Source organism: uncultured Halorubrum sp., from assembly GCF_937146585.1.
GTDB classification, from domain to species: Archaea; Halobacteriota; Halobacteria; order Halobacteriales; family Haloferacaceae; genus Halorubrum; species Halorubrum miltondacostae.
This window is the reverse complement of sequence record NZ_CAKZRO010000170.1, coordinates 1-19,732: the sequence shown is the minus strand read 5'-3', so window position 1 is coordinate 19,732 and position 19,732 is coordinate 1. Positions and strand designations below refer to the sequence as shown.

Annotated in this window: 23 protein-coding genes and 1 tRNA gene; 14 read left to right on the top strand and 10 right to left on the bottom strand. The window is 71.3% G+C overall.

From position 1 onward, the window contains the following. The first annotated feature begins 156 nt into the window (after positions 1-156). Entirely contained in the window at positions 157-684 is a 528-nt protein-coding gene (locus tag Q0116_RS14115) for a hypothetical protein (protein WP_297889719.1), read from the top strand. Positions 685-698: 14 nt separating this feature from the next. On the opposite strand, the gene Q0116_RS14110 is transcribed toward Q0116_RS14115, so the two are convergent. After that, entirely contained in the window at positions 699-977 is a 279-nt protein-coding gene (locus tag Q0116_RS14110; protein ID WP_297889715.1) for a hypothetical protein, read from the bottom strand. Positions 978-1,125: 148 nt separating this feature from the next. After that, on the bottom strand, positions 1,126-2,082 hold the full coding sequence (locus Q0116_RS14105) for an alpha/beta fold hydrolase (RefSeq protein WP_297889714.1): 957 nt from the start codon (positions 2,080-2,082) through the stop codon (positions 1,126-1,128). A gap of 159 nt (positions 2,083-2,241) precedes the next feature. Between Q0116_RS14105 and Q0116_RS14100 the strand changes: the two genes are divergently transcribed. After that, complete coding sequence (locus Q0116_RS14100; RefSeq protein ID WP_297889712.1) at positions 2,242-3,759, top strand: sulfatase-like hydrolase/transferase; 1,518 nt, start codon at positions 2,242-2,244, stop codon at positions 3,757-3,759. Beyond that, positions 3,759-4,181 (top strand): GtrA family protein, encoded by a 423-nt coding sequence (locus tag Q0116_RS14095; protein ID WP_297889709.1) that lies wholly within the window; start codon positions 3,759-3,761, stop codon positions 4,179-4,181. Before Q0116_RS14100 ends, Q0116_RS14095 begins: the two co-directional genes overlap by 1 nt. A gap of 24 nt (positions 4,182-4,205) precedes the next feature. On the opposite strand, the gene Q0116_RS14090 is transcribed toward Q0116_RS14095, so the two are convergent. From Q0116_RS14090 to Q0116_RS14080, 3 genes are all read right to left on the bottom strand, one after another. Continuing rightward, complete coding sequence (locus Q0116_RS14090) at positions 4,206-4,907, bottom strand: TVP38/TMEM64 family protein (protein WP_297889706.1); 702 nt, start codon at positions 4,905-4,907, stop codon at positions 4,206-4,208. A gap of 105 nt (positions 4,908-5,012) precedes the next feature. Further along, positions 5,013-5,792, bottom strand: coding sequence for a DUF429 domain-containing protein (locus tag Q0116_RS14085; RefSeq protein ID WP_297889703.1), 780 nt, complete (start codon positions 5,790-5,792; stop codon positions 5,013-5,015). Positions 5,793-5,884: 92 nt separating this feature from the next. Next, positions 5,885-5,957, bottom strand: a tRNA-Pro gene (locus tag Q0116_RS14080). 135 nt (positions 5,958-6,092) lie between these two features. On the opposite strand from Q0116_RS14080, the gene Q0116_RS14075 reads away from it, so the two are divergent. Further along, entirely contained in the window at positions 6,093-6,437 is a 345-nt protein-coding gene (locus Q0116_RS14075) for a DUF2087 domain-containing protein (protein ID WP_297889700.1), read from the top strand. Between the two features lie 75 nt (positions 6,438-6,512). Here the strand turns inward: Q0116_RS14075 and Q0116_RS14070 are convergent, their stop codons facing one another. Both Q0116_RS14070 and trmY read right to left on the bottom strand, forming a co-directional pair. Beyond that, positions 6,513-6,893 carry a CHY zinc finger protein gene (locus tag Q0116_RS14070; RefSeq protein ID WP_297889697.1) on the bottom strand — a complete coding sequence of 127 codons (381 nt, stop codon included), beginning with the start codon at positions 6,891-6,893 and terminating at the stop codon, positions 6,513-6,515. 11 nt (positions 6,894-6,904) lie between these two features. After that, positions 6,905-7,519 carry a tRNA (pseudouridine(54)-N(1))-methyltransferase TrmY gene (gene trmY / locus Q0116_RS14065; protein WP_297889694.1) on the bottom strand — a complete coding sequence of 205 codons (615 nt, stop codon included), beginning with the start codon at positions 7,517-7,519 and terminating at the stop codon, positions 6,905-6,907. 50 nt (positions 7,520-7,569) lie between these two features. Between trmY and Q0116_RS14060 the strand changes: the two genes are divergently transcribed. Further along, the gene (locus Q0116_RS14060; RefSeq protein WP_297889691.1) at positions 7,570-7,710 is read left to right on the top strand and encodes a hypothetical protein; all 141 of its coding nucleotides are present in this window, start codon (positions 7,570-7,572) and stop codon (positions 7,708-7,710) included. 36 nt (positions 7,711-7,746) lie between these two features. On the opposite strand, the gene pyrF is transcribed toward Q0116_RS14060, so the two are convergent. Next, entirely contained in the window at positions 7,747-8,577 is an 831-nt protein-coding gene (pyrF, locus tag Q0116_RS14055; protein ID WP_297889689.1) for an orotidine-5'-phosphate decarboxylase, read from the bottom strand. Between the two features lie 146 nt (positions 8,578-8,723). Here pyrF and Q0116_RS14050 point away from each other — a divergent pair, with 146 nt between their 5' ends. After that, entirely contained in the window at positions 8,724-9,968 is a 1,245-nt protein-coding gene (locus tag Q0116_RS14050) for an MFS transporter (RefSeq protein WP_297889687.1), read from the top strand. A 28-nt stretch (positions 9,969-9,996) separates the two neighbouring features. Here the strand turns inward: Q0116_RS14050 and Q0116_RS14045 are convergent, their stop codons facing one another. Further along, positions 9,997-11,298, bottom strand: a complete 1,302-nt coding sequence (locus tag Q0116_RS14045) for a carboxylate--amine ligase (RefSeq protein ID WP_297889685.1) — start codon at positions 11,296-11,298, stop codon at positions 9,997-9,999. A 135-nt stretch (positions 11,299-11,433) separates the two neighbouring features. On the opposite strand from Q0116_RS14045, the gene Q0116_RS14040 reads away from it, so the two are divergent. Together Q0116_RS14040 and Q0116_RS14035 are read left to right on the top strand one after the other, a co-directional pair. Then, the gene (locus Q0116_RS14040; RefSeq protein ID WP_297889680.1) at positions 11,434-11,961 is read left to right on the top strand and encodes a DUF5813 family protein; all 528 of its coding nucleotides are present in this window, start codon (positions 11,434-11,436) and stop codon (positions 11,959-11,961) included. Positions 11,962-12,000: 39 nt separating this feature from the next. Beyond that, the gene (locus Q0116_RS14035; RefSeq protein WP_297889676.1) at positions 12,001-12,324 is read left to right on the top strand and encodes a hypothetical protein; all 324 of its coding nucleotides are present in this window, start codon (positions 12,001-12,003) and stop codon (positions 12,322-12,324) included. A 19-nt stretch (positions 12,325-12,343) separates the two neighbouring features. Here the strand turns inward: Q0116_RS14035 and tmk are convergent, their stop codons facing one another. Continuing rightward, positions 12,344-12,937: a dTMP kinase gene (tmk, locus tag Q0116_RS14030; protein ID WP_297889673.1), complete on the bottom strand. Its 594-nt coding sequence runs from the start codon at positions 12,935-12,937 to the stop codon at positions 12,344-12,346. Positions 12,938-13,116: 179 nt separating this feature from the next. On the opposite strand from tmk, the gene Q0116_RS14025 reads away from it, so the two are divergent. The 6 genes from Q0116_RS14025 to cofG all read left to right on the top strand — a co-directional run bounded on the left by Q0116_RS14025 (position 13,117) and on the right by cofG (position 19,679). Further along, positions 13,117-14,484 carry a hemolysin family protein gene (locus tag Q0116_RS14025; RefSeq protein ID WP_297889670.1) on the top strand — a complete coding sequence of 456 codons (1,368 nt, stop codon included), beginning with the start codon at positions 13,117-13,119 and terminating at the stop codon, positions 14,482-14,484. A gap of 99 nt (positions 14,485-14,583) precedes the next feature. Then, the gene (locus Q0116_RS14020) at positions 14,584-15,456 is read left to right on the top strand and encodes a universal stress protein (protein ID WP_297889667.1); all 873 of its coding nucleotides are present in this window, start codon (positions 14,584-14,586) and stop codon (positions 15,454-15,456) included. A gap of 91 nt (positions 15,457-15,547) precedes the next feature. Beyond that, entirely contained in the window at positions 15,548-16,444 is an 897-nt protein-coding gene (locus Q0116_RS14015) for a complex I NDUFA9 subunit family protein (protein WP_297889663.1), read from the top strand. Between the two features lie 109 nt (positions 16,445-16,553). Beyond that, positions 16,554-17,732 carry a tubulin/FtsZ family protein gene (locus Q0116_RS14010; protein WP_297889660.1) on the top strand — a complete coding sequence of 393 codons (1,179 nt, stop codon included), beginning with the start codon at positions 16,554-16,556 and terminating at the stop codon, positions 17,730-17,732. A gap of 18 nt (positions 17,733-17,750) precedes the next feature. After that, positions 17,751-18,404, top strand: coding sequence for a 2-phospho-L-lactate guanylyltransferase (gene cofC / locus Q0116_RS14005; RefSeq protein ID WP_297889658.1), 654 nt, complete (start codon positions 17,751-17,753; stop codon positions 18,402-18,404). 111 nt (positions 18,405-18,515) lie between these two features. Continuing rightward, positions 18,516-19,679: a 7,8-didemethyl-8-hydroxy-5-deazariboflavin synthase subunit CofG gene (cofG, locus tag Q0116_RS14000; protein WP_297889656.1), complete on the top strand. Its 1,164-nt coding sequence runs from the start codon at positions 18,516-18,518 to the stop codon at positions 19,677-19,679. Positions 19,680-19,732 lie beyond the last annotated feature (53 nt).

The following is a 19,732-nucleotide window of genomic DNA, read 5'->3' as shown; positions in this document are numbered from 1 at the left end:
GGTTGGGGCGGATTCGAACCGCCGGCCTGCTCCGTGTGAAGGAGCCGTCATAACCTAGCTAGACCACCAACCCGCTCGCTTCGGAGTATCCGACCTCCGGACTTAAGAGTTACCTTACGCCGAAGCTTCATTTCGAAGTCGCCCGCACGACATGGTATGACACACAAACTCCGCTTCCTCGAACGCCTCCGACAGCACGTCGCGAGCCTGCTTCACGCACCGCTGTCGCTCGTCGGACTCTACGCAGAGCGGGAGACGCCACGCGAGCAGTACGCGTTCACGCTCCACGAGCCATACCCGATCGTCGAGGCGCAGCTCCATCGGCTCGGGTTCGTCCGCAACCTGGTCTCCTCGCTGAAGTACCGCGACTACGAGATGCCGCCGGAGACGACCGTCGCCAGCTGGGCGTGGTACCCGAAGGGCGCGCTCGCCAGCGACGACCAGCTTCACCTCTCGCTGTACGCCGGCCCGGACCGTTCGACGACGGACGTGTACGCCCACTGGGAGCCGTCGTGGATCCGACACCCGATCCGGCACTACCGCGCCACGGACGTCGACGCCGAACGGGGGATCCGGCGGGCGCGGTCGCTGTTCGAAGAAGCGGGTATCGAGTACGCGGTGGTGCCCGCCGGGGAGCGGATCGGCGGCGACGAGACCACCGGGCCGGAGCCGCCGATCCGGTAGGGACCGCGGTGCGACTACTCCGCGGCGGTGTCTTTGCCGCGGTACTCGGCGACGCGCTTCCGCGCGGACGCGACCGCCTCGCGGGCCTCGCCCTCGGCGCGCTCTTCGAGGTCTTTCAGGTCCGCCTGGAGCTTGTCCAGCCGCGACGGCTCCGGTTCCGGCTCCTCTTCTTCGCGGCCGACGAGCTCCTTCACCCGCGCCTCGACCGGCTCGAGCTCCTCCACGACGCCCGCCTTCGCGTGTTCCGCCGCTCGACCGAGGTAGTACCGTGCGTCTTCGAAGTGCTTGCTCATATCTGTCCTTTGGTGGAGGGCAAATATAACCTTTGTGGCGATAGACTGAGGACAGTATTCGATACACGGGTCGCTGAGGGCTCAAAGCGGGCGAGAGACCGAATCGAAAGTGTGGCGCTCTCCGGTCGCCGTGCGACTCCGCCCCGACTTACTCCCGCGCGCCCGGGGGCAGGGGGTCCGCGTGATCGGCGATGGCCTCGGCGACGCGGTGCGGGTGTTCGTGGACGACCCAGTGGCTCGCCTCCTCGATCGCGAGCAGGCGACCGTCGGCGCAGCGGTCGACGCTCTCGTGGGCCAGCCGGCGTGCGAGGAACTGGTCCTGCGCGCCCCAGATGACGAGCGTCGGGACGGACACCTCCGTCTCGGCCGGCTCGGGTCGGTCGCGGACGATGGCGCGATACCAGTTCACCATCGCCTCGAACGCGCCGTCGCGGTTCCACGCCCGGCGATACCGCCGCAGGTCCTCGTCGGTGAACGTGCCGGGGGCGCTCGTGTCGCGCAGCGCGTTCGTCGCGAGCCGCCAGTTCCCCGCGCTGGCGACCGCCTCGGGTAGTTTGGGGAGCTGGAACGCCAGCATGTACCAGCTCTTGAGCCGCTGGTCCCACGAGGTGCGGAGCGCGCGTTCGAAGACGCTCGGGTGCGGGACGTTGACCGCGACCAGCTCCGAGAGGCGGTCCTCGTGATGGAGCGCGAGCCACCACGCCACCGCCGCGCCCCAGTCGTGCCCGGCGACGGCGGCCGTCTCCCGGTCGTAGGCGTCGATCAGGCCGACGACGTCGCGCGCGAGTTCGTCGATCCGGTAGTCGCCGACCGCCGGCGGCTTCGCGGAGCAGTTGTAGCCGCGCTGGTCGGGGACCACGACGCGGTAGCCGGCGTTCGCGAGGGGGACGATCGCCTCGTGCCAGCCGTACCAGAACTCCGGGAACCCGTGGAGCAAGACCAGGAGCTTCCCGTCTTCGGGGCCGGCTTCGACGACGTGAAGCGGCACGCCGTTCGTCTCGACCGCCCGAGACTCGGCGGGTATCGACTCCGGGACCTCGTCGTCGGGGACCGATTCCGGCAACATCGCCTTGTCGACCGGCCGGCCAGTGGGCGCGTTTTCCATACCGATACCGTGCGCGGGCTCCGACAAATAGGTACGTTCCCCCGTCGATGCGGGCGATCGAAATCCTCATGCCGCTGGCAACCGCGAGTTCTGGTATATACGCGGATCCCGAAGTTCGCCCGCGGCGAGCGCGTTCTCCGCGGATTCGCACCGTATCCAATGATCTCCGACTCGTCGACCACGTCAGCGGCGGACGCGAACGCGTCGAGTGACGACGCCCCCGTCTCCAACGTCGTGCTCGTGACCGTGGACTCGCTGCGCGCGGACGCGGTCTCCCCGTACGACGCCGAGCGGCACTCGCCGGTGATCGACGGGCTCGCCGACGACGGGACCGTGTTCGACCGCGCGTTCGCGACCGGGAACTGGACGCCGTTCTCGTTCCCGTCGATCCTCGCCTCGGAGCCGGTGTTCGCCCGGAGCGGGGAGATCGGCGTCGGCGAGGCCGACACGCTCGCGGAGGTGCTCTCCGACGCCGGGATCGCGACCGGCGGCTTCAACGCCGCGAACGGGTTCCTCACCGACCACTGGGGGTATCCCGACGGGTTCGACGAGTTCGAACCGTTCGTCACGAGCGTCGGCTCCAGCGTCTACAGTCGGTACCTCGCCGCGCACCCGACCGTGGAGGCGTGGATCCAGCTCGCGAGCTCGCCGATCCGGCGGCTCGGCTCGAAGCTCCGCGGCGACGACGACGATCGGCCGTTCCTCGACGCCTCGCGCATGTTCGACGTCGAGGACGCCGCGACCGGATTCGTCGACGACACCGACGAGCCGTTTTTCCTGTGGGTCCACTACATGGACACGCACACCCCGTACGTCCCCGCGCCCCGGTACATCCGCGAGGTGTCCGACGGTATCGTCGGCACGCACCAGATGCTCCACGCGCACGCTCGGACTAGCCTCGGCCTCGAGGTCGGCGAGCGGACCCTCCGCGAGCTCCGGACGCTGTACCAGGCGACCGTGCGACAGGTCGACGCCAGCGTCGGGCGGCTGCTCGACGCCCTCGATACCGCCGGCGTCGCCGACGACACCGCGGTGCTGCTCGCCGGGGACCACGGCGAGGAGTTCCAGGAACACGGCCACCTCGCCCACTACCCGAAGCTGTACGACGAGCTGATCCACGTCCCCTTCGTGGCGGACGTCCCCGGACTCGACGGCGGCCGCGTCGACGGGCACGTGGGGCTCGACGCGATCCCGCCCACGGTCGCGGACCTGCTCGGCGTCGACCCGTCGCCGGAGTGGCACGGCGAGTCGCTCCTGCCGGCGCTCCGCGGCGAGGAGGGCGCCGAAGAAGACGCGGAGGAGTCGGAGACGGACCCCGTCGTCTCGGTGACCGTCCGCGGCGAGGACGTGACCCAGCAGCCGATCCCCCGGTCGCTGTCCGACGGCGACCTGTTCGTCAGCGTGCGCGACGACGACTGGACGTACATCGAGAACGTCGACGCCGGCGAGCGGGAGCTGTACCACCGGCCCGCGGACCCGACCCAACAGGAGAACCTGGCGACGGGCCACAACGAGCGGGCGCAGTCGGTCATCGACCGGCTCGCACCCATCGTCGACGCCCACGCGGAGCTGCTCCGCGAGCGCGGCGACGCGGCGGAGGCGGCGGCCGCCGAGCGCGGCGACGACGAGGTCGACGAAGACCTCGAAGCGCGCCTCGAAGCGCTCGGGTACAAGTGATGATCCGAGCGGTCCTCCGCGACCTCGCCAGCGGGCCGATCGCGGTCCAGATGCGCCGGTTCGTCGTCGTCGGCGCGCTCACCGCGGGGCTCCAGCTGGCGCTCCTGTGGCTGTTCGTCGACACCGCGGGGCTCAACTACATCGTCGGCGCGACGATCGCGATCGAGATCACGATCGTCTGCTCGTACGTGCTCAACAACGCGTGGACGTTCCGCGCGAGCCGGAACACGGGCGCCTCCGAGTACCTCGCCGGACTGCTGAAGACGAACCTCGTCCGCGGCACCGCGATCCCGATCCAGCTCGGCGTGCTCGCCGCGCTCGTCGAGTGGGCCGGTGTGATGTACCTGATCGCGAACGTGGCGGCGATCCTCGTCAGCGGGCTCTACCGCTTCGTGCTCGACGCGCAGTGGACGTGGGGCTGACCCCGGATAGCCCGTTTCAGCCCCTCAGAAGGGGAGTCGCGGCTCGAACCGCTCGACGAGGTCGCGCACCGCGTCCTGCTTGTAGTACCCGATGGCGGACGCGGCCACGACGACCCCGACGAGCGCCATCGCCGAGAGGAACCGGCCGCTCGCCAGTTCGCCCCCGGCGTACACGGTCAGCACGTACGCCGGCAGTCGCCCGACGGCGATGACGGCCATGAACGTCGGCAGCGACCACTTGGTGAGCCCGCTCAGGAAGCAGATGGCGTCGTCCGGGAGTCCGGGGATGATGACGAACGCGAACAGGCCGGGGACGCCCACGGTGTCGACGAAGCCGTCGAAGCGGGCGATCACGTCCTCGTGGATGACCCGCTCCACGAAGGAGCGCCCGAACCGCTTCGACAGCGAGAAGGCGACCGCGCTGCCGATGAGCACGCCGGTGAGGCTGTACACCGTCCCGGCGAGCGGGCCGAAGAGGTAGCCCGCGACCAGCGCGACGACCTGTCCCGGAATCGGGGCGACGATCACTTGGAGGGCTTGGAGACCGATGAAGACGATGGGGGCGAAGATCCCGAACTGGTCGAGCCACGCCCGAAGGGCCTCCGTGTCGGTGATGAAGCCGGCGTACCGGCTCACGAGGACGTAGAGCCCGACCGCGAGGACCGCGACGCCGACCGCGGCCGCGATACCCCGCCGGCGGTCCGCCCGCGAGGAGAAGAGTTTCATTCGTGTCGTAGCGCGTGACAGAGGGTCTTGAACCTTACCAACGCCGAGGTCGGAGCGACGCCGACGTCGGGCGAGCCGCCGGCGAGTGCGGCGACGCCGAGCGCGTCACGCCAGCGGCTCCCGGCTCCAGTACGCCATTCGCATCGGGATCCCCTCCCCGTCCCGGTGGTCCGCGTCGCTCGGGAGGAACCGGAGCTCCTCGGCCGGGCGGTTCGCGACCACCGCCAGCCCGAGCGCGTCGACGGCGTCGTCGACGGTGGGCTCCGCCTCGTTCGCGACGTCGTCGGGCACGTCCGCGAGCTGGCGACAGATCCGCCCGAGCGCGGCGCCCGGGTCCTCGAGGTGACCGTCGAGCGCGTCGAGGCGCTCGCCGACGCCCGGGGCCGTGGTCTTCGAGCGGTCGAGCCGCCGGCCGTTGAGCCCGCGGAAGCACACCTCCGGGTGGGCCTCGATCACCCGCTCGCTGGCCGCCCCGTCGCGCCGGAGGAACGCGTCGACCTCGCCGACGGCCGGCGCGATGTGGTACGACTGGCGGCTGAGCCCCTTGCCGAGGTCGGCCCGGTTCCGCTCGCTCACGGTATCGTAATCCGCCCCCTCCTTGGCCGCCTCGCACGCGCGCCGCGAGGGGACAGGGAACACGCTGCTCGGACGCTCGGCCGCCGAGCGCGCGGCCGAGTCGACGGCCTCGCGGGCCGCCAGCGTCTCCGCGTCGTGGGGGAGGCCGATCGGCACGTCGACGAGGATCCGGTCGACGCCGGCGTCGCCGTTCCACAGCGCTTCGAGGTCGCGCTCGAGGCGGCACTCCGGCTCGCCGTCCTCGCCCAGCAGGACCGCGAGCCACGCGCCGCCCGCCCAGTCGACGCCCGCGACGGTGTCGGTTGACATCACCGGTACGTTTCGTGCGGGGACACTCAACGGATCCGGTGAAGCGGAGACGGGGCGCCGTCGCTCGTCGGTGCGAACGGATGCGGGAGAAGTGGGCCGGCACGAATTTGAATCGTGGTTACGGCCACCCGAAGGCCGAAGGATACCAAGCTACCCCACCGGCCCGCACTCGACAGAAGGCCGCTCGTTCTTTTAATCCTTCCGAAAGGGGGGCAGTCGGTGCGTCCGTTCGAGGTCGGTCCGTGAGGTAGACCCTCACACGTGCCGAACGGGTATTCCGCGACCGGGCGTTTCGGGTCCATGACACTCGATTTCGATCGGGACCGGGAGACGGCGTTCGAGAAACACCGCCGGAACGACTCGATGCCGGGCAACAGCGCGCTCAAACTGCTCGTCTTGGAGGAACTGCTGGACCGGGAGTTCGAGGTCGGCGAGGTCTATGAGAAGGATGAGTTCACCCGCCGTATCGGCGAGCACTTCGACGAGCCGATCCACCTGCGCCGCGAGTTCGTGAACTTCGGCTACGTCCGGTACGACGACCGTGAAAGCGAGTACGAGGTCCGAACGCTCGAACTCACCGAGGCCGACGTGCGAGCGAACGGCCACCTCGAGCGTCACGCGAAGGACCCGGGCGTCTTGGGGTAGCGACCGCGAGCGACGACTCTTCGTGCGGATGGTCACCCGACTCACTCCGTTCGCCCCTCGTCTCCGTCCGCGGGATTAGTCCTCGAAGTACCGGTCGCGGTGCTTCCGGCACCCGGGGTTGAACTGCGCGCCGCACGCCGGACAGGCGTCGTCGTCGCCGTCGAGGTACGCCCTCGCGGTGAGCGTCGTCCCGCAGACGCCGCACAGCACCGCCGGCTCGTCGAACCGCTCGCGGGGCCACGGCACCGCCTCGTGGTCCGCGGCGGCGTCGTGGCAGGCGTCGCAGGGGGAGTACGCCTCACAGCAGCCGAACCGGAGCGCGATCACGTCGACGGGGTCGTCCCAGTGCGCGCAGCGCGTCTCGGGGTCGACGGCGACCCCGCGCAGGGGGACGTCGAAGCGCGGGTCGGTGTCGGGCGCGGTCGTGGTCTCGCGGTCTTGGTCTCGCGTCGGCATCCGTCTTGACCTCAGTAGTCGGCGTACCCGTCCGTGTCGAGCCAGTTGTGGACGACCGTGATCGTGTGGTCCGCGTGGAGCAGTTCGGGACCGACCCGGAGCCGGCGATCGGCCCGCTCGTCGACGGCGGCGGCCTCGTCCGGCGCGAAGTCGTGGTGATCCGAGAGGACGAACACCGGGTCCGTCGGGAGCGCGGCGTCGACGAGGGGGTCGCCGTCCTCGTGGAGCTGGACGAGCGTCCCGTCGGGCCCCCGCCCGTCGTCGCCGACGAGCCGGTCGAGCGTCGCGTCGAGCCCCATCCGACGGAGTTCGACGCCCGGGGAGACGTCGGCCGGCATGTGGCCGATCGCCTCGTCCCGCGCGGCGAGCGCGTCGCGGACCCGGGCGGCGACGTTGCGTTCGTCGGGGTGGAGGTGGCGGAGGCTGTCGGCGTCGAAGGTGACGGTGAACTCGTCGGCGATCACGAGGTGGACGCGGACCGACTCGCGGATGCCGTGCGAGAGGAAGACGCCGGCGCTCACGCACCGGCAGCAGAGGTCGAGCCGGCCGGCCCCCGGGATGTCGGACAGCGAAATCGCGTCCGGGTCGGTGGGTACGTCGCGGCCGATGACGACGAACTGGCGCATGAGTGAGGGTCACCCCCGACCGTCATAAGCCGTGCGACCCAACCGCCGCCGTGAGCCTCACCGGACTCTGTCAGATCTGCGAGGCGGCGACCGCGGACCACGTCTGCGACCGCTGCGGGCGCGCCGTCTGCGACGACCACTGGGACGAAGCGGCCCGCGCCTGTTCCGGCTGTGTCGCCGGCCGGAGCTAGTGCGCGAGCGCGAGCCGCCTCCCGCGTCGCGCCCGGCTACCGGTGCCGGTTCAGCCGCCTCTTGAGCCGCTTCGCCGCGTCGCCCGCGGCGCCGAAGTACGTCGCCTCGTCGCCGGGTCGGCTCGACTCCTCGCCCGCGAAGATGATCCCCCGCGAGGAGTTCACGAGCCCGACGTCGACCGGGAGGTCCGGCCGCGACGCGAGCCCGTGCTCGACCGCGGCCTCGGCGTCGCCTCCCTGCGCGCCGACGCCGGGCACGAGGAAGGGGATCTCGGGGACGATCTCGCGGACAGCCTCCAGCTCGTCGGGCGTGGTCGCGCCCACGACGAGCCCGACGTTGCCGTTCGCGTTCCACACGTCGGCGAGCGCCGCGACGCGCTCGTAGAGCGGTTCGCCGGAGGCGAGTTCGAGGTCCTGGAGGTCCGCGCCGCCCGGGTTCGAGGTGCGACAGAGCGCGAACACGCCCTTGTCCGCGCGGTCGAGGAACGGCTGGAGCGAGTCGCGCCCGAGGTACGGGTTCACCGTGATCGCGTCCACGTGGTCGAGGATCTCGGCGTAGCGCCGCGCGGTGTTACCGATGTCACCGCGCTTCGCGTCGAGCAGGACGGGGACGCCCTTCCCCTCCGCGTACGCGGCGGTCTCGCGGAGCGCGCGCCAGCCGTCCGGGTCCTCGTAGAAGGCGGCGTTCGGCTTGTAGCAGGCGGCGTGCTCGTGGGTCGCGTCGATGATCCGTCGGTTGAACGCCCACCGCGGGAGGTCGGCGTCGCCCACGGCGTCGGGGAGGCGGCTCGGGTCGGGGTCGAGTCCGACCGAGACGACGCTGTCGACGGCGTCGATCCGGTCCGCGAGCGTCTCGAAGAAGTCCATACGCGCACTGTGTCGGGGGGCGCACTAATCGTTGTGTTCCGCGTCGGTCGGGCCCCGTACCGGTCAGACGATCCGGTGTATGTGCCGATCGGGGGATCCCGTAATAACAGGATACTCCCCTCGGCCCCTCGTCGGTCGCCACACGCATGGCCGGTAGCACTGGCGGCGGCCTTCGGGAGTCGCTCTCCGGACCGATCCTGAAGTACTACGCCTACAAGGCGACGAAGGCGGTCGAGTTCTACCGGCCGATCATGTACCTCTTCTTCCTGGCGCAGGACCTCTCTTTCACACAGATCGCCGTCCTGGAGGCGCTGTACAACCTGACGACGCTGTTCGGCGAGATCCCGACCGGCTACGTCGGCGACCGGGTCGGGCGACGCAACAGCCTCCTCGTCGGGACCGCGCTCATCTCCGTGACGCTCCTCGGAATCGGGCTGTCGAGCTCGTTCCTCCCGCTGGCCGGACTCTACGTCTGCTGGTCGTTAGGGTACAACTTCCGCTCCGGAAGCGAGGACGCCTGGCTCTACGACACGCTCACCGACGACCTCTCCGAGGACGAGTTCGCCCGCGTCCGGGGGCGCGGGGAGTCGGCGGCGTTGGCCGTCGGGGCCGTCGCGGCGGTCTCGGGCGGCTATCTCGGGAGCGTCGACCTCTCGTACCCGTGGTTCGTCGCGGCGGGCGTGACGAGCCTCGGCGTCTTGGTGCTGCTCACGCTCGACGAGTCGGAGACGTACGAGGAGACCGCCACGGAGGCCCTGAGCCTCCGACGGACGGTCCGCATCGTGCGGGACGTCCTCTCGCGCCGTCGGCTGCGGTCGCTGCTGCTGTACTACTACGTCCTGTACGCCGCGGTCACGTACCTCGTGTTCGTCTTCCTCCAGCCGATCTTCGAGACCGTCGTTCTCGACCTCGGGGTCCCGCAGCCACGGGTCGAATCACTGCTGGGGTGGTTCTACGCGGCGTACAGCCTCGTCGGCGCGGTGCTCACCTACTACACGGGAGCGATCCGGGAGCGGATCGGGCTGCGGACGTGGTTCCTCGTCCTCCCGTTCGCCGTCGGCGGCGCGCTGGTCGGCATGTACTTCGTCCCGGTGCTCGCCGTTCCGACGTTCCTCCTGATTCGGGGCGTGTCGGACGTCACGCGGTCGTTCGCCGGCCAGTACGTCAACGACCGGGTCGAGTCGCTCGGTCGCGCGACCGTCCTGAGCGCGATGGCGATGGTCAGCGGCCTCGCGGTCGTGCCGTTCCAACTCGGGAGCGGCGTCGTGTCCGACGCCGTTTCTCCCCTGTTCGCGCTGGGCGTCGCCGGGGTCGTCCTCGTCGTCGGGGCCGCCGCTATCCTCCGCTGGGAAATCCCCGTCGGAGACGACTCGGTCGGCGGGCAAGTCTGACCCGCTCTCCCGTTCGGAACGCCGTCGCCTAACAGGAGCAGTAGTACTCGCGGTCGACGAACTCCGTCTCGAACAGCTTCGCCGCCGGCCCCGGGTCCGCGGGGCGGTAGACGCCCGTCGTCAGGTTCCCCTCGCGTTCGAACGCCCCGGAGACGAGCCGCCGCCAGTCGGCGGCCGAGAGCTGGTCCCAGAACGCGTCGTCGCCCGCGAGCAGCGAGAGGTAGTCGCGGAGGTACACCCACCTGGTCGGCTCGACGCCGTCGGACTCGTAGGTCGCGTCGGTGACCGCGGCGTAGGCGGCCATCGGGAGGTTCGCGCCCGCGGCGACCGGCAGCGAGATCCACTTCCACGGCCGAGTGTTGACGTCGAGCAGCAGGAACTCCTCGCGGTCGGCGTCGTAGACGAACTCCGCCTCGCTGATCCCGTGGTAGCCGGCGTCGTCGAGGACGGCGAGCGCGCGCTCCTCGATCGCCGGCTCCTCCGCGGTCTCGACGAGACAGGAGGTGCCGAAGTTGCGCGGGTACCGCACCGCGGCGTTGCCGACCACCGCGAGCGCGTCGTCGCCCCCGGACGGGGGGACGTAGGAGGCTAGCGAGTGGTCGCGCCCGGTCGCGATGTCGACGCGCTTCTGGGCCATCACCGCGATTCCCTCGTCCGCCGCGGCCGCGACGACGTCTTCGAACTCCCCGCGGTCCCCGACCTCGATCACGTTAGTCCCGAACGCCTCCTCGAAGTCGCGCTTGAGTTCGGGTTTCACCACGAGCGGGAAGCCGAGCGCGTCGGCCGCCTCCTCGACCGCGGCGTCCGCCTCGCGTGTCCCGCTCGCCGCCGTCGCCGCGAGCCGGTACGTCTCCGGGTAGGGCACCCCGAGCGCATCGCAGGTCGCGTACAGCTCCGACTTGTTCAATACGGCGTCGAGCGTGTCGCTCCCCGCGAACGGGAGGCGGACGCCGTCGGGGTCGGCCTCGGCGTACGACAGCGCCCACTCGTCCATACAGCCGAACGCGACGGCCTCGGTGCCCGCGGCGTCGACGATCGCCTCCACGTCCTCGCGGAACCCGTCGAGGTCGTCGAGCGGGTACGTCACCGCCCCGGCGTAGTCGACCGCGTCCGAGGGGGGCGCGAGCCCGTCGTGGGCGACGGCGTCGCCCGACCCCGCGCCGTCGCCCGCGCGGTCGAGCGCGATGACGGACACGCCGTGGGCGTCGAGAGCGCGTGCGACGCCGAGGCCGGTGATGTGCGCGTTGCTCACGAGCGCCGGCGGGCGGTCGAACTCGGCGGCCGCGAGCGCGTCGATCAGTCCCTCCGTGGAGCGGAACCGGTCTGCCATACCCCGTCTCGTCGGTCGACGCACAAAAGGGGCCGACGTACCGGCTCGCAGTGCCCGTATCGATGACGGGGGCGACGGGTCCGGGTCGCGCGGGCGACGCGAGCGGCTTTTCAGGCCGCGTCGCCTCCGATCGGTATGACCGAAACAGAGGACGACGACGCCGACGCCGCCGACGAACTCCCCGGCCGAGTCCGGCGCGCGTTCGGCGACCACGGCTCGTTCGAGCGCGACGGCGACGGCTGGGTCTCGACGACGACCGCGTTCGACGGGCGCGTGCGGGCCGAACCCGCCGACGAGGGCCGGATTCGCTTCACCGTCACCGTCCGCGTGCCGACGCTCTCCGCGGTCACCGCCGACGAGGTGGCGGCCGTGGTCGAAGACGGCTGGGCCGACACGTTCGAGCGCCGCGCCGTCGACGTCGGCGGCGTCACGCGCAAGGACCGGGAGTTCGACCCGACCGTCGAGCGCGAGGGCGACGAGGTCGCGGTCACCTACGCGCTCTCCGACATCAACGAGCGGCGCGGCGTCGACGACGCGGGCGCGCTGATCGACTTCGTCGAGGGGACGTACGTCCAGGGCGTGATCCCGGGCTACGAGTACACCGCCCCCGTCTCCGACCTGCTCTCCGCCGCGCGGCAGCAGGGCGGCGGCGGTCCCGTCTGAGGTCGATAGGGGGAAGTGGCGGGGGCCCGTACGGCGACTATGCTCGCGCTGTTCGGGTTCGGCAGCCTCCTCGCGCTGGTCGCGTTCCACACGTTCCTCGCCGGGGTCGCGACCCGGTTCTTCCGGATCCAGCTCTCGACCTCGTGGGGGTCGGTCGTGTACACGCTCGTGTTGACGCCGCTCCTGCTCCTCGTCTCGACTATCGTCTTCACCGGCGCGCTCGGGGTCGGCACCGGCATCAACGTCGGCAGTTCGACCATCCTGCTGGCGCTGACCGTCGGCCTCCCGCTGGCGCTGGGGATCGCGATCGACTACCTCTACGTCCCCTCGCCGGACGAGTACGAACTGCCGGACACGCGCTGACGGGGCCGAGCGCGGCGCGTCAGCGGTCGATCAGGTCCGCGACGAGCGACTCGACCCGCGCGATCACGTCCTCCGGCGAGCGCGTCGCGTCGACCCGGTGGAACCGACCGGGGTCGGCGTCGATCAGGCGCTCGTAGTTGTCGCGCACGGCCGCGAGGTAACCGTCGCGCTCGAACTTGTCGGTGCGACCGGCGCGCTCGGCCGCGGTCTCGGGGTCCAGATCGAGGTAGATCGTCGCGTCCGGCGGGCGCGAGAACGCGGCGTGGATCCCGCGGACGTACTCCAGCGGCCGCTGGACCCCGGCGTCGGCGCGCGCCAGCGTCGCCCCCTGGTAGGCGAACCGCGAGTCCGAGTAGCGGTCGGAGATCACGAGGTCCCCGTCCGCGAGCGCCGGCCGGACCGTCTCGGAGAGGTGGTTCGCGTGGTCGGCGGTGTACAGGAACAGCTCCGCGAGCGGGTCCGCGTCCGCGTCGGCCATCGAGCGCCCCACCGCCTCCCCGTACCAGCTGTCGGTGGGTTCGCGGGTGAACGTCGCGTCGGGGTACACGTCGTGGAGCGCCTCCCAGACCGTCGTCTTGCCGCTCCCGTCGATCCCCTCCAGCGTGATCAGCATGGTGGCGTTCCGCGGCGGCGAGGAATAAACGACCCGGGTCCGGCCGGGCGGCCGGCTCCCACCCTCTCGCGAGGCGTCCGCCCGCCCTTTTTAGTGATCCCTCCGAGAACGGCAGCCATGATCGTCGACACACGCGGGACCGCCGACGCGCCGACCCGTCGCGCGCCCGGAGGGCACGGATGGTAGCCGTCGCCGTCTCGCTCTCGCGGGTGGCGGGGGCGCTGATACTGGTCGTCCTGAACGGCTTCTTCGTCGCCTCGGAGTTCGCGTTCGTCAGGATCCGGGCCACCTCGGTCGAACAGCTGGCCGAGGAGGGGAAGGCGGGCGCGGAGACGCTCGGCGAGGTGATGAGCAACCTCGACGACTACCTCGCGGCGACCCAGCTCGGGATCACGCTCGCGTCGCTCGGCCTCGGGTGGATCGGCGAGCCCGCCGTCGCGGCGCTCATCGAGCCCGTCCTCGGGCCGCTCCTGCCGGAGGGGCTGGTCCACCTCGTCGCGTTCGCCATCGGGTTCTCCTTCATCACGTTCCTCCACGTCGTCTTCGGCGAGCTCGCGCCGAAGACCATCGCCATCGCGCAGGCGGAGCGGGTCTCGCTGCTGCTCGCGCCGCCGATGAAGCTGGCGTACCTGATCTTCTCGCCCGGCATCGCGGTGTTCAACGGCACGGCGAACGCCTTCACCGGCCTGATCGGCGTCCCGCCCGCCTCGGAGAGCGACGAGACGCTCGAGGAGCGCGAGATCCGCCGCGTGCTGGCGCGGGCCGGCGAGGCCGGCCACGTCGACGAGTCCGAGGTCGCGATGATCGAGGGCGTCTTCGACCTCGACGACACCGCGGCCCGCGAGCTGATGGTCCCCCGCCCCGACGTCGTCTCGCTACCCGCTGACGCGTCGCTGGCGGCGGTCCGCGAGGCGGTCCTCGACGCCGGCCACACCCGGTACCCCGTCGTCGACCGCGCCGACGCCGACCGCGTCGTCGGCTTCGTCGACGCGAAGGACGTGCTGCGCGCGACCGCCGACGGCGACGAGGACGCGACCGCGAGCGGCCTGGCGCGGGAGATCCTCGTGGTCCCGGAGACGACGAGCGCGAGCGACCTCCTCGTCCAGTTCCGCGACGAGCGCCGGCAGATGGCGGCGGTGATCGACGAGTGGGGCGCGTTCGAGGGGATCGCCACCGTCGAGGACGTCGCCGAGGCGCTCGTCGGCGACCTCCGCGACGAGTTCGACGTGGCCGCCGACCGCCACACGATCCGGCGGACCGACGACCGCACGCACGAGGCCGACGGGTCGGTCGCGCTCGCCGACGTCAACGACGCGCTCGGCACCGACCTCAGCGGCGACGGCTACGAGACTCTCGGCGGATACGTCCTCGACCGGATCGGGCGCTCGCCCGAGGTCGGCGACGTCGCCGAGGCGTCGGGGTTCGCCTTCGAGGTCACCGCCGTCGACGGCGCGCGCATCTCGACCGTGCGGGTCACGCGACGCGACGGCGCGGAGGGATCGGCCGCCGGCGGAGACGGGTCCGACGGCCCCGGGGACTCGGCGTAACCGCGCCTCGCTCCGCGGGCCGCGTCGCGCGCGTCTCGGCCGGTGCGTTCCGTCGTTCGGACGCGAGCCCTTTTCACCCGCGGCCGCGACGGTGCCAGTATGTTCGACCGGATCTGCGTCCCCACCGACGGCAGCGACGCGGCCGCGGCGGCCTTCGAGCACGTCCTGGCGGTCGCCGCCGACCACGACGCGACCGTCCACCTCCTCCACGTCGCGGACACCACCCGCGACAGCGTGACCCGGATCGGCGGTGACGTCGTCGACGTGTTGGAACAGGAGGGCGAGTCGATCGTCGCGGACGCGGCCGCCCGCGCCGCCGACCGCGGTGTCGAGGCAGAGACGGCGGTCCGGCAGGGCGGCGTCCCGGAGACGGTCGCCTCGTTCGCCGCGGAGGTCGACGCCGACCTCGTCGCGATGTCCACGCGGGGCCGGCAGGGCGTCGAACGCATCGTCGGCAGCACGACCGAGCGCGTCGTCCGGCAGTCGCCGGTGCCGGTGTTGGCCCTCCGCCCGGGCGACGAGGAAGTCCCGTACCCGTACGAGGACGTCTTAGTGCCGACCGACGGGAGCCCGGCCGCGACCGCGGCGCTCGACCGAGCGATCCCGGTCGCGAAGCGCGCGGGCGCGACGGTCCACGTGCTCTCGGTCGTCGACACCGGCGGGATCGGCATCGGGGACTCCGTCGAGGCGGACGTCCTCTCCGAGTACGCGGACGACGCGGTCGCCGAGGGCGTCGAGCGCGTCGAGGACGCCGGCCTGGAGGCGGTCGGAGCCGTCGAGGTCGCCTCCTCGGCCGCGCGCGGCATCGGGGCGTACGTCGACGACCCCGGCGTGGACCTCGTCGCGATGGGGACGCACGGCCGGACCGGCGCGGGCCGGTACCTGCTCGGGAGCGTCGCCGAGCGGACGCTCCGCACGGCCCCCGTTCCGGTGTTGACGGTCCCGATCGGCGACGAGGAGTCGTCCGACTGATCGCGCCGCAGTCTGTCGGTCTCAGCGGCCGATCTCGTGGCGCGTCTGACGCCGCGGTAGGTTTACGGGCCTTCCACGCGACACGGGTTGTATGAAAGTGTTGGTAGCCGGGGGGACCGGCTTCATCGGATCGTATCTCTGTCGCGCGCTCGCGGACGACGGCCACGCGGTGACTGCGCTCTCCCGCTCGCCCGGCGACACGCCGGACGGCGTGACGGGCGTCAGCGGGGACGTGACCGATTACAGCTCCATCGAGTCGGCCGTCGACGGCCACGACGCGGTGGTGAACCTGGTCGCGCTCTCGCCGCTGTTCGAGCCCGACGGCGGCAACCGGATGCACGACCGGATCCACCGCGGCGGGACGGAGAACCTCGTCCGCGCGGCCGAGGACGGGGGCGTCGACGGGTTCGTCCAACTGAGCGCGCTCGGCGCGGACCCGAACGGCGACACCGCGTACATCCGCGCTAAGGGCGAGGCGGAGGAGATCGTCCGCGACAGCGACCTCGACTGGACCATCTTCCGCCCCTCCGTCGTCTTCGGCGAGGGCGGCGAGTTCGTCTCGTTCACCAAGCGTCTGAAGGGGATGTTCGCGCCGGGCGTGCCGCTGTACCCCCTCCCGGGCGGCGGGAAGACGCGGTTCCAGCCGATCCACGTCGACGACCTCGTCCCGATGATCGCCGCCGCGGTGACCGACGACGAGCACGTCGGCGAGACCTACGAGATCGGCGGGCCGGAGGTGCTCACCCTCCGGCAGGTGACGGACCTCGTCTACGAGGCCGAGCAGAAGGGCGTCACCATCGTCCCGCTCCCGATGCCGCTCGCGAAGATCGGCCTCTCCGTGCTCGGCGCGGTGCCCGGGTTCCCGATGGGGGCGGACCAGTACCGCTCGCTGAAGTTCGACAACACGACCGCCGACAGCGACGTCGGCGCGTTCGGCGTCGACCGGGCGGACCTGACCACGCTCGGCGAACACCTCGGGATCCGATGACCGGGATCGCGAACGTGTCAACGGTCCTAATCTCAACGCTGGTAACGGCAACCGAAGGCTTATATACGAGATCACGTTCTGTTCATTTCAAACGCGGAGGGAGCACACGATGAAACTCGCAATGATCGGATTCGGCCAGGCGGGGGGTAAAGTAGTTGACAAGTTCTTGGAGTACGATAAGCGGACGGGCTCCGAGATCGTTCGAGCGGCCGCGGCCGTCAACACGGCGAAGGCGGACCTGATGGGGCTCGAACACATCGCCGAGGACCAGCGCGTCCTCATCGGCCAGTCGCGCGTGAAGGGCCACGGCGTGGGCGCGGACAACGAACTCGGCGCGGAGATCGCGGAGGAGGACATCGACGAGGTCCAGGGCGCGATCGACTCGATCCCGGTCCACGAGGTCGACGCGTTCCTCGTCGTCGCCGGGCTCGGCGGCGGGACGGGCTCCGGCGGCGCGCCGGTGCTCGCGAAACACCTCAAGCGGATCTACACCGAGCCGGTGTACGGGCTCGGGATCCTGCCGGGCAGCGACGAGGGCGGCATCTACACCCTCAACGCGGCCCGCTCGTTCCAGACGTTCGTCCGCGAGGTGGACAACCTGATGGTGTTCGACAACGACGCCTGGCGGAAGACGGGCGAGTCCGTCCAGGGCGGCTACGAGGAGATCAACGAGGAGATCGTCCGGCGGTTCGGCATCCTCTTCGGGGCCGGCGAGATCCAGCAGGGCCAGGAGGTCGCGGAGAGCGTCGTCGACTCCTCGGAGATCATCAACACGCTCTCGGGCGGCGGCGTCTCCACGGTCGGCTACGCCGAGGAGGAGGTCGAGGAGCGCTCCTCTGGCGGGCTGCTCTCGCGGCTCCGCGACGACGGCAACGACGAGGAGCTCGACAGCGCGCACACCACGAACCGGATCACCAGCCTCGTCCGCAAGGCGGCGCTCGGCCGGCTCACGCTCCCCTGCGAGATCGAGGGCGCGGAGCGCGCGCTGCTCGTGCTCGCGGGGCCGCCGGAGTACCTCAACCGGAAGGGTATCGAGCGCGGGCGGAAGTGGCTCGAAGAGCAGACCGGATCGATGGAGGTCCGCGGCGGGGACTACCCGTACCGCGGGGCCGGCTTCGTCGCGACGGTCATCCTGCTCGCGGGCGTCACGAACGTCCCGCGGATCAAGGAGCTCCAGCAGGTCGCCATCGAGGCGCAGGACAACTTAGACGAGATCCGCGAGGAGAGCGACGACAACCTCGACGAGCTCGTCAGCGACGACAGCGACGAGCTGGAGTCCCTGTTCTAAGCGCCGGCGTCGCTCGCGATGGAGGTCATCGTTCCCTTTTCGACCGACCGCCCGAAGTCGCGACTCTCCGACGCGCTCTCCCCCGACGAGCGCGCGGCGTTCGCCCGAGCGATGCTCGACGACGTGCTCGACGCCGTCGCCGCCGCCGGCGGCGAGCCGCGGGTCCTCGCCACGGATCCGGTCGACGTCGACCGATCGGTCACCGTCGACGACCGCCCGCTCACCGACGCGGTCAACGCGGCGCTCGACGCGCGGCTCGGCGGTGACGGCGGGACGGGGCCAGACGAGGCTCCCGAGCCGGTCGCCGTCGTGATGGCGGACCTCGCGCTCGCGACCCCGGCGGCGCTCGACCGGCTCTTCGCGGCCGGCCGCGAGGCCGACGTCGCCGTCGTCCCGGGACGCGGCGGCGGCACGAACGCGTTCGTCGCCTCGCACCCGGACTTCCGCGTGGACTACCACGGCGCGTCGTACCTCGACCACCGCGAGATCGCGGCCGAGGTCGGCGCGGCGTTCGCCGCGGTCGACTCCCAGCGGCTCGGCACCGACGTCGACGAGCCGGCGGACCTCGCGGAGGTCCTGATCCACGGCGAGGGGCGGGCGGCGGCGTGGCTCCGCGAGGCCGGCTTCGCGCTCGACGCGTCCGAGGGCCGCGTGACGGTGGTCCGGGACTGAACGCGCCGCAACCGGCGGCGTACTCGGGCGACCGACACCGTAACCGGAACCGATATCGCCGAGGGATCCGCAACCGGGATCCTTTTTGAACGCCGACCGCGAGGAACGAGCGTGTTCGCCGGGGCCGACGAGTACGGGATCGACGTCGCTATCGACGAGCGGGCGGTCGAGCGACTGCTCTCCGTCCGCCCGGGCGACGTCGACGTCGCCGACCGGCTCACCTTCGCGCGGAACGTCTTCATCCCCCTCACCACGGCGTGTCGGTACACGTGTACGTACTGTACCTACTACGACGTCCCCGGGGAGGCGTCGCTGCTGTCGCCCGAGGAGGTGCGCGAGCAGTGCCGCGTCGGGGCCGACGCGGGCTGTACGGAGGCGCTGTTCACATTCGGCGACGAGCCGGACGACCGGTACACGGAGATCCACGAGACGCTCGCCGAGTGGGGGTTCGACTCGATCCACGAGTACCTCCACCGGGCCTGCGAGATCGCCCTGGAGGAGGGGCTGCTCCCGCACTCGAACCCCGGCGACCTGACCGAGTCGCAGTTCGCCGCCCTTCGCGGGGTGAACGCGTCGATGGGCGTCATGCTGGAGACGACCGCCGACGTCGACGCGCACAGCGGCGGCCGGCGGAAGACGCCCGGCCAGCGGCTCAACACGATCCGCGCGGCGGGCCGGCAGGGCGTCCCGTTCACGACCGGCATCTTGGTCGGGATCGGCGAGGACTGGCGCGACCGCGCCGAGAGCCTGCTCGCGATCCGGGCGCTCCACGAGCGGCACGGCCACGTCCAGGAGGTGATCGTCCAGAACGTCGTCCCCAACGAGCGCTCCGACTTCCCGAAGCCCGACCTCGCGACGATGCGCCGGGTCGTGGCGATGGCCCGCGCGGCGCTCCCGTCGGAGGTGTCCGTCCAGGTGCCGCCGAACCTCTCGCCGGCGGCGGACCTCGTCGACTGCGGGATCGACGACCTCGGCGGCGTCTCGCCGGTGACGGACGACTACATCAACCCGGCCTACGAGTGGCCCGACCTCCGCGGGCTCGAGGCGGTCGCCGACGCCGGCGGCGTCCCGCTCCGCGAGCGGCTCCCGACGTACGCGCGGTACCTCCCCGACGAGATCCGCCCGGCCGGGGTCGAGCCGGCACCCGAACCCGACGGTCACGAGGCGTGGATCCCCCCCGCGGTCCGCGAGCGGATCGCGGCGGACGACGTTCACGGGCGCCGGCTGCGCGCGGTCGCCCGCGGTGACGGCCCGCTCGCCGTGCGGAGCGACTGATCCGCGCGGCGGCGGGTCGCATCGAACGGACCGTCACGCCGCGACGACGGAAT